The following is a 14,940-nucleotide window of genomic DNA, read 5'->3' on the forward strand; positions in this document are numbered from 1 at the left end:
GGTGGCGCTGGCCGAGCAGGCGCAGGGGCAGGTAGAACTCGGGGGCCAGGATGAGCGCGGTCAGCGCGGGCACGAAGCCCATGTGGCCGCCGAGCAGGCGCAGCGCGATCGCCACCGCCAGTACCGCCGTGCCCAGGCTGGCGATCAGCTCCAGGGCCAGCGCGGAGAGGAAGGCGACCTTCAGCACCTCCATTGTCACATCGCCGAAGCGCGCGCTGATCGCCGCCACCGCCGCCAGCTGCTCGCGGCTGCGCCCGAACAGCTTCAGCGTGGTCAGCCCCTGGAGCGCGTCGAGGAAGTGCGCGCCCATGTGGCGCAGCTCGCCCCAGCGGCGGGCCGTGTGCTCCTGGGCGTGGGTGCCGATCAGCCACATGAAGAGCGGGATCAGCGGCGCGCTGAGCAGCAGCACCAGCCCCGAGAGCGGGTCGAGCGGCAGCACAAAGGCCAGCACGATCAGCGGGGCCAGCCCGGCCAGCGTGAGTTGCGGCAGGTACTGGCTCAGGTACTCGTCGAGCGCCTCGACGCCCTCCACCGCTGTGGTGGCCAGCTCGCCGCTGCGCTCGCCGTCGCTGTAGGCCGGGCCGAGCGCCAGGATGCGCTCGGCCAGCCGCTCGCGCAGCGCCAGCTTCACCAGGCTCGCCAGGCGCTGCCCGCTGGCCTCGCCCGCCCAGACCAGGGCGGCGCGCAGGGCGGCCAGCCCGACGAAGCCTGTCAGCTGCGGGCCGACCTCGGCCAGCCCCGTGCCGTCCAGGAAGGCCCGCCCGATCACCGAGGCCAGCAGGGCGGCCATGCCCACCGCCGCCGCCGCGCCCAGCCCGCCCGCGCCGATGGTGGCCCACAGCCAGCGCCTGGCCCGCCCGTCGGCCAATAGCTCGTTAGTCATACAACCCTATATATCAGTGGTGCCAGCGGCTATGCCGCTGGCACCACCGATACATAATTAATACGTCAGCTCGCTCTTCACGCTCAGCCGCTGGCGGAAGATCCAGTAGCTCCAGCCCTGGTAGATCAGCACAATCGGCACAAACACCAGCGCCACCACCGTCATCACCGTCAGCGTCTTCGGGCTCGACGAGGCGTTATAGATCGTCAGGCTCCAGTCCGGGTTCAGGCTGGAGACCATCACCCGTGGGAAGAGCGACATAAAGATGGTGATCACCGAGAGCGCGATGTTCAGGCTGGTCATGATGAACGCCCATCCCATGTGGCCGCTCTTGACGAAGTAGGCTGCGCCAAAGAGCGCGCCCATGGCGGCGATCGGCACCGGCCCAGGGTCCACACCGAGCCGGGTGAAGGCGTCGGTCATCAGGTAGGTGGCGACCATGAAGGCCACCATGATCGCTGTGGCCACCGGGCCGACCTGGCGGGTGATCCGCAGGGCGCGCGCGCTCAGCTCGCCGCTGGTCTTCAGGTTGAGGAAGATCGCCCCGTGCAGGATAAACATGCTCAGGCTGGCCAAGCCGCCGATCAGGGCGTAGGGGTTGAGCAGGTCGAAGAAGCTGCCCACATAGTTCATGTTGGCGTCGATCGGCACGCCGCGCAGCAGGTTGCCCAGCGCCACGCCCCAGAGCAGGGAAGGCACCACGCTGCCGAAGACGATCCCGGCATCCCAGGCCGCCCGCCAGCGCGGGTCCTCGTCCTTGCTGCGGAACTCGAAGGCCACCGCGCGCACGATCAGCGCCAGCAGCATCAGGAACAGCGCCAGGTAGAAGCCGCTGAACAGCGTGGCGTACCAGTTCGGGAAGGCCGCGAAGATCGCGCCCCCCGCCGTCAGCAGCCACACCTCGTTGCCATCCCAGACCGGGCCGATCGTGTTGATGATCACCCGTCGCTCGGTTAAGAAACTCCTGACATCACCTTCCGGTGGGGGTGCGGGGGCGGCGAAGCCGCCCCCGCGATATATGTTGTTGGGTGTGGGCGGCGAAGCCGCCCACACCCAACAACGAGTAGATTCAGTCACCCGTCGGCGCGCGGCGCAGGGACGAGAGCGGCCTGCTGCTCGGCTGCTCGCCGGGCACAGTGCGGGCGTACTTCAGCATCAGGTAGACCGTCGCGACGATCAGCACGAGGTAGACGAGGCTGAACCCGATCAGCGAGGTCAGCACCATGCCGACGCCCACCGTCGGCGAGACGGACTGGTCGGTGCGCAGCAGGCCGAAGACGATCCATGGCTGGCGGCCCATCTCGGTGAAGATCCAGCCGGTGGCGTTGGCCAGGTAGGGCAGCCCAATGCCGGGGATGAGCAGCCAGAGGAAGCGCGGCCAGCGGGTGATCTCGTGGTGCAGCACCAGGTAGAGCGCCAGCGCGGCCAGCCCGAGCATGGCGAAGCCTGCGCCCACCATGCCCCGGAAGGTCCAGTAGGTGATGAAGACGCTGGGGATGTAGTTGCCCGGGCCGTACTTTGCCTCGGCCGCAGCCTGTAGCTCTTTAATGCCCTGGACGGCACCACTGAAGCGATTGTACGAGAGGAAGCTGAGCAGGCCCGGCACCTTGATCGCAAACAGGTCGCGCTGCTGGGGCTGGCTGGCCACCGTGAACAGCGACATCGCCGCCGGGTCCTCCGTCTCCCAGAGCGCCTCGGCGGCGGCCATCTTCATCGGCTGCACCTTGACCATGTATTGGGACTGGGCGTGGCCGGCGAGGATCACGCCCACGGTGCCGATGATCGCGGCGATCGCGCCGATCTGGAAGGAGCGGCGGAAGATCTCCGCGCCGGCATCGCTGAGCGGTCGGCGCAGGTGGTAGGCGCTGATCCCCAGCATAAAGAAGGCCGCCGTGCTGAGCGCGGCCATCATCGTGTGCGGCCACTGCACCCAGACGTGCCCGTTGGTGAGCAGGTCGGCGAAGCTGTCCATCTCGGCGCGCCCGTTGCGCATCACATAGCCAACCGGCTGGTGCATAAATGAGTTGGCCACCAGAATCCAGAATGACGAGATCGTCGTGCCGAGTGCCATCAGCCAGATGCTGGCCAGGTGCAGCCCCTTCGAGAGCTTGTCCCAGCCAAAGAGCCAGATCCCCAGGAAGGTGGACTCCAGGAAGAAGGCCATCAGCGCCTCGATCGCCAGCGGCGCGCCGAAGATATCGCCCACGAAGCGTGAGTAGGCCGACCAGTTCATGCCGAACTGGAACTCCTGCACGATGCCGGTGGCTACCCCGATCGCAAAGTTGATCAGCAGTAGCTTGCCCCAGAACTTGGTCATGGCTTTGTAGGTTGGGTTGCCGCTGCGCACATAGATGCTCTCCATCACGGCGACGAGTAGTGAGAGGCCGATCGAGAGCGGAATGAAGAAGAAGTGGTAGACCGTGGTGATCGCGAACTGCCAGCGGGCGAGCGCGAGGGCATCCATAGCACACTCCAGGCGACGGCGCGCGCGGCGGCGCGTCGGGCATAGGCGATTTGCGACGAAGCCCTGCGAAACGCAGGGATTCGGTGAAACCGTAGATCCTGCGAACAACCTTGCGTGACGCTGCCGACTCTAGCAGACGCCATGGCTGCGCTCAAGTGCTGATCGCTTCACTGTGGCTTGCATCCACCCAATATATTAGTTACCTAAGACGTCGCCTTGCTTTATGTGTCGCATTGTAATAACGCCCGTGGCAATTTCTTGTTTGATCGACACACAAGAAATGATATGGCAGTGCCATCACCGGTTCGCTGTCATCGAATCGTCATGCGCCAGGCGATGAACTACGAGCCATCGTCGTTCCTATAGCCAAGAAGACAGTTCGCTACGACATACCCACGGAGGCTCAGCGTGACACCGTACCCGCGTCTTTTCATCCTACCCGTGATCATCTGCTGCCTGATCATCCTCAACCTCGCGCCCGCGCCCTCGGGTGTTGCCGCCAGCCCTGATGGCCGCCCCGCGCAGGTTGTCCTCGATACGACGCAGCCCTCCAGCACGCCCGGCCTCGCTGACCTCGGCTACCTCTCGCCCATCACTGAGGTTGCCCCCTTCACCCATATGCTGCTGCGCTGGGACGCCGACGAGCCCGCCGAGGGGACGATCGCCGTCGAGGTGCGGGCCAGCTCCGATGGCGTCGCCTGGACGCCCTGGGGCGCGGTGGTGGAGGACCACGACCTCTGGCAGCCCGGCGACGGCGAGGGCACCCACTGGGGCGCCGTCGTCTACGCGGGCGAGGGCGCGCGCTTCTGGCAGGCGCGGGCCAGCTTCTCCCCCGCGCCCGATGGCCGCATGCCCGCGCTGCGCAGCATTGAGGTGAACACGGTGGATGGCCGCTTCGGCCCCGCAAACCCCGCGCCCACGGCCTCGCTCGACGCTCTCGGCAAGCCCGGCGTGGTCAGCCGCACCGCCTGGGGCAACCCGGACGGCCAGGGCAGCCGGGCCGCGCCCGTCTTCTACCCGGTGAACCATATCGTCATCCACCACACCGCCGACTCGAACAGCCTGGCCGGCAGCGAGAAGAGCTGGGCCGACCGGGTGCGCGCCGAGTGGGCCTTCCACACCTACACCCGCGGCTGGGGCGACGTGGGCTACAACTACCTGATCGACCCGAACGGCGTGATCTACGAGGGGCGGGCCGGCGGCGACGACGCCGTGGCCTTCCACGACACTGCCAACTACGGCTCGATGGGCGTGGCCATGATCGGCACCTACGCCAGCGTCGCCCCGACCTCGGCCGCCCAGAGCGGGCTGGTTGACCTGCTATCCTGGAAGGCCGATCAGAAGCGCATCGACCCCCTGGGCAGCTCCTACTACTACGGCTGCGCCCGCTCAAGCTACTGCGCGCCCTTCAACCCCGGCGCGATCGTGCCGAACATCGCCGGCCACCGCCAGGTGACGCCCGGCCACACCACCTGCCCCGGCGACAGCCTGCTCGTCCTGCTGGCCGACGTGCGCCAGCGCGCCCAGGCGCGCGTGAGCGGGGCCGCCGAGCCGCCGCCGGCGACGGACACGCTGGAGCTGCTCGATGTGCAGTACGACCGCGACAGCGTGGCCGCTGGCGAGCTGCTGAAGGTGATCTTCACGGTGCGCAACAGCGGCGATACGACCATCCAGACCCAGGACCCGCAGGCGGGCACGCGGCCCGACCAGGCCGCCAGCTTCGACGTGGCCAACAGCTATGTCTACGATGAGGGCGAGTGCTTCCAGGGGGCCGTCGGGCAGGGCTACCCGGCCTACCCGAAGGTGGCCGACCGCTTCCGGGTGGTGCTCGGCGCGGCGGATCGCGCGCCGACCTGCGATGGCGATAGCGGCGGCTACCCCTGGCGCTGGGGCCTGAACGGCAGCCTGGCCCCCGGCGAGACGCGCCAGGTGGTGGGCTACCTGCGCTTCCGCGAGCTGGGCAGCGTGACACTCCAGGCCGGGGCGATCCAGGAGTATGTCGGCTATGTCGCGCAGGGCGCCTTCGCGACAACGATCAGCGTGACGGCCGAGCGGCTGGCCCCCGCGCCGATCAGCTACGACGCGCAGCTGCGCCCCCTGGCCTACGTGTACCGCATGGGCGACATGCCCGACAACCTGCTTGCCCGCACCCAGAACCCGCTCTCGGTGGTCAAGGGCGAGCTGGCCGGCAGCTTCGCCTGGTGCGGCGAGACGATCGCGTGGGGCCAGGGCGGCCCGGTGGCTGGCCTGAGCGACGGCTTTATCGTCGAGCAGACCCGCGTCTTCGTCGCGCCGATGGACGGCATGTACACCTTCCAGGCCACCAGCGATGATGGGTCGTGGCTCTGGGTGGATGGCGCGGCGGTGGTGGTCCACGCCGGGCTGCACCCGACCAGCAGCGCCACCGGGACGATCAGCCTGACGGCGGGCCGTCACGTGCTCTCGTTCAAGTACTTCGAGCGCAGCGGCGACGCGACGGCCGGCTACAGCGTGAAGCTGCCGGGCGCAGCCGACTTCGGAGACCTGCTTGAGGGCCTGGGCGGGCGCGACGCCGAGATCGACAGCAGCACGGACGCCACCTTCCAGCGCCTGCGCGGCCTCACCGTCGCCGCAGACGACCAGGGCGGCAGCGGCGTGGCCAAGCTGGAGGTGTCGTTTGACGGGGTGCAGTGGCTCGACGTGCCGGGCGGGGTCTTCACGCTGAGCAGCCTGATGGACGGCAGCTACACGCTGTACTACAAGGCGCTAGATGCGGCGGGGAACGAGTCTCCGGTGCAGCGCCTGAGCTTCCGGGTCGACTCATCCCAGCGGCTCTGGCAGACCTACCTGCCGGTGGTGGTGCGGTAGAGCCGGGCAGTAAGGGCGCAGCAGCGCAGCGCTGCTGCGCCCTTACGTTGCAGATCGGCCCGCGTCAGGCCCGGCGCAGCGCGTCGAGCGTCTGCTCATAGCAGCTCCAGAGCGCACCCGCTGCTGCCCCCAGGTCGGCGTCATCGTCGATCTGCTCAATCTTGCGGCACTGCTCCGCCAGCGCGTGCGCGCCGATCTGAAGGTAGCCGCCGCGCTGGCGGTGGGCCTCTTTGCGCGCCTTCGCACGATCCGCATTGGTGATCGCCGTGTGCAACGTGCTAATCTGGCTGTGGACATCATGCTCGAACAGCCCGATGACAAATGTGAGCGCCCCTGGCCGATCTGTGCCGATGGTACTGAGAAAGATATTCAGCATATCCCAGGCGATCACCGCGGGGGCGATGCGCGACGACATATTCCTCAGCGCCCGCCGTAGGTTGTCCTGCCGAACCGGCTTGCTCAGGTAGTCGTCCATGCCCGCCCGCAGGAATCGCTCCCGGTCGCCCGGCATCGCGCTTGCCGTCAGGGCGATGATATAGGGTTGGGGGCCTTCTCGCGCCCTGATGCGCTTTGTCGCCTCCTCGCCGTCCATCTCCGGCATCTGCACATCCATCATCACCACATCGAAGGGCGTGACGCTCACCGCGTCGAGCGCCGCCTGCCCGCTGGCGACGATGGTCACCTTGTGGCCAAGGCGAGACAGGAGCTGGCTCGTCACCTCCTGGTTGATCAGGTTATCCTCGGCCACCAGGATGTGGAGCTCCCGGGCCGTCGCGCTGCCCTGATCTGCCGGTTGGGGCGAGGCGAGCGCTGGGGGGGCTGCGCTCTGGAACGGGATGCTTACGGTGAAGGCGGAGCCGACGCCGAGCTCGCTCTCGAGCGCGATCTGCCCACCCATCATATCGACGAGCTGGCGGCAGATCGCCAGGCCCAGCCCTGTCCCGCCGTAGCGGCGCGCGGTTGATTGGTCGGCCTGGACGAAGGGCTCGAAGATCTGGCGCTGGTGGTCGGTGGAGATCCCGATCCCGGTGTCGCGCACGATGATCGTCACGGTGTGGCGTCCTCCTGCGTGCGGGGTGGCGTTTGCGGTGAGGCTGACCTCGCCGCTGCTGGTGAACTTCACCGCGTTCGACAGCAGGTTGATCAGCAGCTGCCGCAGCCGGGCCTGGTCGCCGATGACGCCGGCGGGGACGCTCGGGTCGATTGCGCAGGCCATGTGTAGCCCCTTCTCATCCGCCGCGTGGGATACTAGGTCGCGGGCCTCGGCAAGACAGGCGTGCAGGTCGAAGGGCTGCGCGTCGAGCTTCAGGTGCCCGGCCTCGATCTGCGAGAGGTCGAGGATATCGCTGATCAGCGAGAGCAGGGCCTGCCCTGCCGTGCCGATGGTCGCGGTGTAGGTGCGCTGCTGCGGCGAGAGCGAGGTGCTAAGCAAAAGATCGGCCATGCCGATCACGGCGTTGAGCGGCGTGCGGATCTCGTGGCTCATATTTGCCAGGAAGGCGCTCTTGGCGGCGTCGGCGGTCTCGGCGGCCTCCTTGGCGCGCAGTAGCGCCTCGGCGGCTTGCTGGCGCTCGGTGATGTCGATCGCCACGCCGTCCCAGATAATGCTGCCGTCAGGCTCGCGGTGCGGGCGTGAGCAAAGATAGGCGTGGCGAATCTCACCGTTGGGCAGGCGGTGGCGCGCCTCTTCGGCAAAGACGCTCATCTCTCTTGCCGAGCGTAGCTCCGACTCGCGCACGCGCTCCCGGTCTTCATCCACGATCTTCCGGTAGACCGATTCAGAGTCGGCGAGCGCATCTGTAACATTCCCCCCCCAGATTCGCTCAACGCTGCTGCTGAGGTAGGTGAACGACGGCTGGCCTTGTGGGTCGTAGCGGTATTGGTAGATGAACCCGTTCGGCAGGTTATCGCCGAGGGCACGCAGCTGGGCCTCGCGGGCGGCGAGGGCCAGCTCCACCTCCTTGCGCGCGCTGATCTCCAGGCAGATCCCAGTCCACAGCGTGCGACCCTCAGCGAGCCGCATTGTCGGGACAGAGCGGATATGGAACCAGCCTGTCTGGCCGTTCGTCTTCCGCGCACGGGCCTCGATATCGAAGGTGCTATGGGTGCGAACAGACTCCAGATCGGTATCCTGGAAGCGCTCGTGATCCTCCGGGTCAATGAATCGGAACAGCATCATATTGGACATAAACTGCTGGGGTGTCTCCCCAAAGAGCGGCTCGACCCCGCCGCTCACATAGGTGTAGCGCTCGTAGCTGCCGTCGTCGCGCTGGATCAGCTGGTAGAGGTAGCCATCGGGTAGTGCATCGTTGATGCTGCTGAGCAGCCCCTCGCGCTCCTGAAGCGCCCGCGCCGCTTCCCAGCCCTTGGTGAAGGCGACGATCATCTCGGCGGTGGTCTGGATGGCCTGGACGGCCGCATCATCCCATATGCGCTCCTGCGCGTAGTCGATGATCAGGATATGGCCCCAGATCCGTCCTTCGACCTGGAGCGACTGGATGCAGGCCGACTGGATGCCGTTATCGTCGAGGTAGCATGAGTAGACCGGGTGCTCGGGGAAGCGCCCGGCGATCGGGCCGTTGAACGAGCCCCCGGTCTTCCAGACGTTGAGCGCGTCCGGCATATCGATGACCTCGTCGCGTGTCTGCGGGCGCTTCAGCGCAACCCCGGGCCGGCGCACCTCGGCCAGGCTGCGAAAGCCGTGGAACAGCTGCTCGATGCCGTGCTCGTAACTCGGGTACTGCGCCACGGAGATGTGGTCGCCGCCGACGGCCTCGAGGATGATCGCCAGCGCCTCATTCAGCGTGGCCTGATACTCCTCGCTGGTCGCCCCGTGGCTGAGCAATATGCGTGAGCACCCCGCCAGGGCGTGCTGGAGGCTGAGCTGGCGGGCCAGACTCTCGGTGCGCTCGGCGACAAGCTCCTCCAGGTGGCTGTTCATCGCGTCACGCTCAGCCAGGGCAGCCTCGACCTGGCTGAGGCTGCTGGTCAGCTGGTGGATCAGCGAGAAGATGAGCTGGGCCGCCCCGATCATCATCAGGAGCAGCACCGCCAGGTTCAAGATGATCGTCTGGGGCTCGTTGACCCGGGCCAGCGACTCGGGCGATATGGCGAGCAGACCGCTGGCCTGGCCGAGCAAGATCGCGCTGACCATCAGGAAGATGGTCGTGATCATCGCGATCGCCCACCGTCGCGGCAGGATCATCGTGGCTAGCACCGCGAGGAAGCTTGCGTGGATCCGCCCCGTGCCGATGATGCCCATGTTGAGCAGCGTGCTCCCCACATAGAGCAGCGATGTGCTGAAGGTGAGTATGCTGATCGCCCGATAGGAGCGGCGCAGCAGGAATAGGGCGGCGAAGACAGCGAGTATGGCGATGCTGAAAATAGCCCAGCCCACCCGCCCGCGCTGGAGCGAGACGATCATGTCGAGCATGACGACCGGGGCACCGATGATGAACGAGAGCCCGAGGAACTGGTCGAACGTCTTCTTTCGCCACAACAGGAGCGCATTGGTTGCGATATTGGGCTGGGCTGCCTGAGGCGCTTGGTTCGTGCGGGGCATAGGAGCCTTACCTGTGGGGAAATAGCCGATAGCCGATAGCCGACAGCCGATAGCCGCAGTAGCGCATACGTAACAATGTCACCCTGAGCGAAGCGAAGGGTCCCGGTCGGGATTCTTCGCTTCGCTCAGAATGACAGGACACTTCACCGCGTTACGTCTACAGTATTGCCAATATTGGCTATCGGCTATCGGCTATACCCGCTACCGCTGCTTAAAGATCGAGAGCTGGACCTGCGCGTCGTGGCCGCAGCTCTCGCAGGCGCCATCCCTCAGCCCGACCATGCGAGCGACCCCGTTGGTGCGGGTGATCAGGGTGGCCTGGCAGCTCGGGCAGCGGGTGGTCTGGTTCGTCTCGGCGGTGTAGATATAGTGCAGGCCGCTCTCGTGGCCGATGCGCCGGGCCCGCACCACCGAGGCGGCGGTCTCGCTGCCGGCGTCGCCGGGGAGCACGTGCCAGGGCGTGTGGTCTCCCAGGTTCGTGACGATCCATGTCGCCAGCTCGCGCAGCTCGTCGGGGCTATCATTCACCCCGTTGTGGATGCGCGTGCTCACCTCGATGTGGCAGTGGTAGCGGGCGTGGGCCTCGGCGATGAGCGCCAGGGCGGCCCGCCAGTCTGGGATGCCGCCGAGGCGCGCGTAGGAGGCGTCACTGAAGCCGCGCAGGTCGAAGCTGATCGCGTCGAGGTAGGGGGCCAGTGACTCGAGCGCCTCGGGGGTGAGCACGCCGGTGGTGCAGAGGGCCGTCACCCGGCTGGATGCCCGGCTGAGCTGGAGCAGCTCCAGGACGTACTCATAGGAGACGGCCGGCTCGCCGTAGGCCCAGATGATGCCCCTGCAGAGCCGCTCCAGGGCGAAGTTCGCCGCCCGCTCGGCGTCGAGCCGCCGCTGCTTGGCCGGGTCGGCCGGGATGCTGGCGTAGGGGCCGCGCTGCTGGTCGGTCGTCGATGCGTAGCCCCACCCGCCGATCGAAAGCATGAGCGTGTCCGGGAAGAAGTGCCAGAGCCGGTGGTCCTCCACCGGGCCGATGGCGGCGCCGCTGATCAGCCCAAAGCTCAGCAGCGTGATCCCGTCGTCGGTGGCGGCGCGCACCTGGCAGCGCCCCGTCTCACCGGGGCGGAGCGCGCAGCGCCACTGGCACGCCGCACAGTGAAAGGCCCCGTCATCGCTCGGCGTCAGAAGTTCAGCGAGAGGCGTTGTCATGAGTAAGGGTGCTCCTGCGGTCTGGCACAGCCTAGCGTTTTGCGAATCCTTCGGGTATAATGCTGGGGAATTTGGGGTGTCCCCCCAGGCGGCTATGCGCGCCGTGTCCTAGTGTGGTGTCAGGCAGCCGTTTGGCAATAGGGCGGGGCCGTCGATGGCATCAGTGTCTGTCGCCCGGTGCCCCCCATTTCTTGCGTGATCGCGCACGAGTAGGGCTAGTGTAGCACAGCATCCGAACAATGCGCCAAGGATACCATGGATCAAACACCGCTGCGCCGCCGTATCGGAATCGATTCCTCTGCCCCGTCTTCCAACGACCCCCCCGCCGCTGATGGTGCCTGGGAGCACCTCCCCGACGATGAGCCTGATGAAGCCCCCCCTGTGCGCGTACGCTCCGTCGTCCGCGAGCTGCTTGAGACGGCCATCTTCATCCTGCTGGTCTTCTTCATCGTCCGCGGGATCGTCCAGAACTTTAAGATCGAGGGCTCCAGCATGGAGCCGACCCTGCATACCGGCGAGTATATCCTGGTCAATAAGCTGGTCTACTTCCACTTCGACCTGAACGCCCCGCTGCGGCTCCTGCCCGGCCAAGAGAGTCTGGACCAGAAGATCATCTATCCCTTCCACCAGCCGCGCCGGGGCGATATCCTGGTCTTCGAGTACCCGCGCGATGTCAGCAAAGACTATATCAAGCGGGTGATCGGCCTGCCCGGCGACACCCTCGATATCCACGACGGCAAGGTCTTTGTCAACGGGTCGGAGCTGAGCGAGCCCTACCTCGGGGGCGCCGCGACGGCCTGCCTCGGCAGCCGGGTCTGCGGCAGCGGCCCCTTCGTCATCCCCGATGGGACGATCTTTGTCATGGGCGATAACCGCAACAACAGCAGCGACTCGCGCGAGTGGGACTCGCTGCCGCTCGACCGCGTCGTCGGCCAGGCCTGGGTGATCTACTACCCCGTCTCGAGCTGGGGCCTGGTGCCGCACCACGACTATTAATGTTGAATGCTGAATGTTGAATGTTGAATGCTAGGCCGCAACATTCAGCATTCAACATTCAACATTCAACATTCACAATGCATATCGCCGTCAACGCCCACCTGCTCGCCCACACGAAGTCGTTCCGCCGCGCCGGGATCTCGCACTACGTCGAGCAGACGCTCATCCAGCTTGGGCAGATCGACCGCTCCAACCGCTACGATATCTACACCACTCGCGGCCTCGGCGCCGACGCCCTCGGCCTGCCGGCCAACTTTCGGGTGCGCCCGAGCCTGCTCCACACGATCAACCCGCGCGTGCGCATCCCCTGGGAGCAGCTGATCGCCCCGGCCCTGCTGCGCATCTCCGGCGCCGACCTCTTCCACGGCGTGCATAGCGTGGTGCCCATGGCCTGCCCGGTGCCTAGCGTCGTCACCATCCACGACCTGGCCTTCATCCGCTTCGCGCAGACCTTCCGGGCCTATAACCGGGCCTACCTCGACGTCGCCACCCGCCTGAGCGCCCGCCGCGCGTCGCGCATCCTCGTGGTCTCCGAGCACACCAAGCGCGAGGTGGTGGGCCTGCTCGGCGTGCCTGAGGAGCGGGTGGTGGTGACGCCGAACGCGGCGCGGGCCAGCTTCCGCCCGCCCGCGCCCGCCGCGCTGGCCGCTTTCCGCTCCCGCCATAGCCTGCCCGAGCGCTTCGTGCTCTATGTCGGCACGCTGGAGCCGCGCAAGAACCTGACCACCTTGCTCGACGCCTACGCCGAGGTGGCGAAGCGATTTCCCGATGTGCCCCTGCTGGTGGGCGGCGGCAAGGGCTGGCTCTACGACGCGATCTTCGCGCGGCTCGACGCGCTCGGCCTGCGCGAGAAGGTCAGCTTTGTGGGCTACCTCGACGAGGAGGAGCTGCCGCTCTGGTACGCCGCCGCCACTGTCTTCGCCTTCCCCTCGATCTACGAGGGCTTCGGCATGCCGCCCCTTGAGGCGATGGCCTGTGGCACCCCGGTGGTCACATCCAACACATCGAGCCTCCCCGAGGTGGTGGGCGACGCCGGGATCATGGTGGACCCGCGCAGCGCCGATGCGCTGGCCGATGCGCTGGCCCGCGTGCTGGGCGACCGGGAGCTCCACGCCGACCTGTCCGCGCGCGGGCTGCGCCAGGCCGCCACCTTCACATGGCGCACCACCGCCGAGCGCACGCTCAGGGCGTATGAGGAGGTAGGGGGCAGGTAGCAGGAGGCAGGTGGCAGAGTTCCCGCCGCCTGCCTCCTGCCTCCTGTCTCCTGTTGACACCCCCCCCCGCTCGGGTATAATGGAAGGAGCAGTGTCAGGGCGGGGTATCCGCCGACACATACAGACATACACCGCGCGGTCGCGCGCCGTGCCTAATAACAAAAGGAGCAAGCCATGTTCGGACTAGGTGTGCCCGAGCTGCTCATTATTCTCGTGATCATCATTGCCGTCTTCGGCGCCGGCCGCCTGGCCGGGATCGGCGGGGCGCTGGGCGGCAGCATCCGCGAGTTTAAGAAGGCCGTGAAGGACGACGACGCCCCGAAGGATGAGATCAAAGGCGAGACGAAGGCGTAACTTCCCACATGCGGTGGGCGCTCGGGGGTGGCCTGGCCGCCCCCGAGCTTTTTTATGTGACTCAGATCGGGTGTGAGTGATATATGGCAAATGACTTTTTTGATAGGGCTACGATCAGCGTACGCGCTGGCAAGGGCGGCAATGGCGCGGCGACGTTCCGCCGCGAGAAGTTTATCCCGCGCGGCGGCCCCAACGGCGGCGACGGCGGGCGCGGCGGCCACGTCTATCTGGTGGCCGACCCTGAGCTGAACACGCTGCTCCACTTTAGCTTCGAGCGTAAGTTTGCCGCCGAGGCCGGCGGCCACGGCCACAAGAATAAGATGTACGGCGCCTATGGCGCGGACCTGGAGGTGCGCGTGCCGCCCGGCACCGTCGTGCGCACGACGATCGACGGCGTGACGTATGAGGTCGACCTGGCCCTCCCCGGCCAGCGCCTGCTCGCCGCCCGCGGCGGCAAGGGCGGGCTGGGCAACGTCCACTTCACCACCTCCACCCGCCAGGCCCCGCGCATCGCCGAGTACGGCGAGCCCGGCCAGGATCTGATGATCGAGCTGGAGCTGAAGCTGATCGCCGATGTGGGCCTGGTCGGCTTCCCCAATGCCGGCAAGAGCACCCTGCTCTCGGTGATCAGCGCGGCCCAGCCCAAGATCGCCAACTACCCTTTCACCACCCTCCAGCCCAACCTCGGCATGGCGACGGTGGGCGACTACGACCGCTTTGTGGTGGCCGATATCCCCGGCCTGATCGAGGGCGCTCACGCCGGCGTCGGCCTCGGCCATGACTTTCTGCGCCACATCGAGCGCACCCGCGTGATCATCCACGTGGTGGATGCCGCCGGCGTCGATGGGCGCGACCCGCTGGACGACTTCCATCAGATCAACGCCGAGCTGCGCCAGTACCGCCCCGAGCTGGCCGACCGGCCTCAGGTGGTGGCCCTGAATAAGCTCGACCTGCCCGAGGCCCAGGAGAACCTGGAGCGCCTGCGTCGCGATCTGCCGGTGGAGCGGGCCGACCTGATCCCGATCGCCGCCGCCACCCGCGAGGGCGTGGATCTGCTGATGCGCCGGGTCGCCGAGCGCCTGCGCGAGCTGCCCACGGCCGCGCGCCCGCCCGCCGACGATACGCTGCCCGTGCTGGAGTGGGGGCTGCCTGAGGTCGACCCGAACGACTTCGCGATCGAGCGCGAGGGCGAGCACTGGCGGGTGCGCGGCGTGAAGATCGAGCGCCTGGTCGCCATGACCAACTTCGACCAGCCCGAGTCGGTGGATCGTGTCCAGCGCGTGCTCGATGCGGCCGGGATCAGCGACGCGCTGCTGAAGGCTGGCCTCCAGGAGGGCGATACGGTACTCGTTGGCGCCCAGGAGATGCTCTGGTCTGACGCCGAGCGGTTTACGTAGCGCGCTGGCACCCGCCGCGTAGG

Annotated in this window: 9 protein-coding genes and 1 pseudogene; 5 read left to right on the top strand and 5 right to left on the bottom strand. The window is 67.0% G+C overall.

All coding sequences use genetic code 11. The features are described 5' to 3' along the window. From K2Z83_RS00870 to K2Z83_RS00880, 3 genes and pseudogenes are all read right to left on the bottom strand, one after another. Positions 1 to 883 (bottom strand): ABC transporter transmembrane domain-containing protein (locus K2Z83_RS00870; protein WP_220593294.1); only part of this gene is annotated, 883 nt, incomplete at its 3' end. Between the two features lie 57 nt (positions 884 to 940). After that, positions 941 to 1,834, bottom strand: a pseudogene (cydB, locus tag K2Z83_RS00875) (cytochrome d ubiquinol oxidase subunit II); the annotation flags it as partial. A gap of 118 nt (positions 1,835 to 1,952) precedes the next feature. Further along, positions 1,953 to 3,347, bottom strand: a complete 1,395-nt coding sequence (locus K2Z83_RS00880; protein ID WP_220593296.1) for a cytochrome ubiquinol oxidase subunit I — start codon at positions 3,345 to 3,347, stop codon at positions 1,953 to 1,955. 408 nt (positions 3,348 to 3,755) lie between these two features. Between K2Z83_RS00880 and K2Z83_RS00885 the strand changes: the two genes are divergently transcribed. Beyond that, positions 3,756 to 6,194 (top strand): N-acetylmuramoyl-L-alanine amidase, encoded by a 2,439-nt coding sequence (locus K2Z83_RS00885; RefSeq protein WP_220593297.1) that lies wholly within the window; start codon positions 3,756 to 3,758, stop codon positions 6,192 to 6,194. A 64-nt stretch (positions 6,195 to 6,258) separates the two neighbouring features. On the opposite strand, the gene K2Z83_RS00890 is transcribed toward K2Z83_RS00885, so the two are convergent. Together K2Z83_RS00890 and K2Z83_RS00895 are read right to left on the bottom strand one after the other, a co-directional pair. Continuing rightward, positions 6,259 to 9,693 carry a PAS domain-containing hybrid sensor histidine kinase/response regulator gene (locus K2Z83_RS00890; protein ID WP_220593298.1) on the bottom strand — a complete coding sequence of 1,145 codons (3,435 nt, stop codon included), beginning with the start codon at positions 9,691 to 9,693 and terminating at the stop codon, positions 6,259 to 6,261. Positions 9,694 to 9,957: 264 nt separating this feature from the next. Next, on the bottom strand, positions 9,958 to 10,956 hold the full coding sequence (locus tag K2Z83_RS00895) for a radical SAM protein (protein WP_220593299.1): 999 nt from the start codon (positions 10,954 to 10,956) through the stop codon (positions 9,958 to 9,960). A gap of 381 nt (positions 10,957 to 11,337) precedes the next feature. Between K2Z83_RS00895 and lepB the strand changes: the two genes are divergently transcribed. The 4 genes from lepB (at position 11,338) to obgE (ending at position 14,917) form a co-directional block, all read left to right on the top strand. Then, positions 11,338 to 11,952: a signal peptidase I gene (lepB, locus tag K2Z83_RS00900; RefSeq protein ID WP_370650004.1), complete on the top strand. Its 615-nt coding sequence runs from the start codon at positions 11,338 to 11,340 to the stop codon at positions 11,950 to 11,952. A 20-nt stretch (positions 11,953 to 11,972) separates the two neighbouring features. Beyond that, a complete protein-coding gene (locus tag K2Z83_RS00905) occupies positions 11,973 to 13,166 on the top strand; it encodes a glycosyltransferase family 1 protein (protein ID WP_255603068.1) in 1,194 nt (397 codons plus the stop codon). Positions 13,167 to 13,340: 174 nt separating this feature from the next. Further along, on the top strand, positions 13,341 to 13,520 hold the full coding sequence (tatA, locus tag K2Z83_RS00910) for a twin-arginine translocase TatA/TatE family subunit (protein ID WP_220593301.1): 180 nt from the start codon (positions 13,341 to 13,343) through the stop codon (positions 13,518 to 13,520). 83 nt (positions 13,521 to 13,603) lie between these two features. Continuing rightward, the gene (obgE, locus tag K2Z83_RS00915) at positions 13,604 to 14,917 is read left to right on the top strand and encodes a GTPase ObgE (RefSeq protein ID WP_220593302.1); all 1,314 of its coding nucleotides are present in this window, start codon (positions 13,604 to 13,606) and stop codon (positions 14,915 to 14,917) included. Positions 14,918 to 14,940 lie beyond the last annotated feature (23 nt).

Source organism: Oscillochloris sp. ZM17-4, assembly GCF_019599295.1.
GTDB lineage: Bacteria > Chloroflexota > Chloroflexia > Chloroflexales > Chloroflexaceae > Oscillochloris.

Bases quoted from the DNA above. Each gene is read 5' to 3' on its own strand.
- K2Z83_RS00880 (WP_220593296.1), bottom strand. From the start codon at position 3,347: ATGGATGCCCTCGCGCTCGCCCGCTGGCAGTTCGCGATCACCACGGTC.
- K2Z83_RS00895 (WP_220593299.1), bottom strand. From the start codon at position 10,956: ATGACAACGCCTCTCGCTGAACTTCTGACGCCGAGCGATGACGGGGCC.
- K2Z83_RS00905 (WP_255603068.1), top strand. From the start codon at position 11,973: ATGTTGAATGCTAGGCCGCAACATTCAGCATTCAACATTCAACATTCA.
- tatA (WP_220593301.1), top strand. From the start codon at position 13,341: ATGTTCGGACTAGGTGTGCCCGAGCTGCTCATTATTCTCGTGATCATC.
- obgE (WP_220593302.1), top strand. From the start codon at position 13,604: ATGGCAAATGACTTTTTTGATAGGGCTACGATCAGCGTACGCGCTGGC.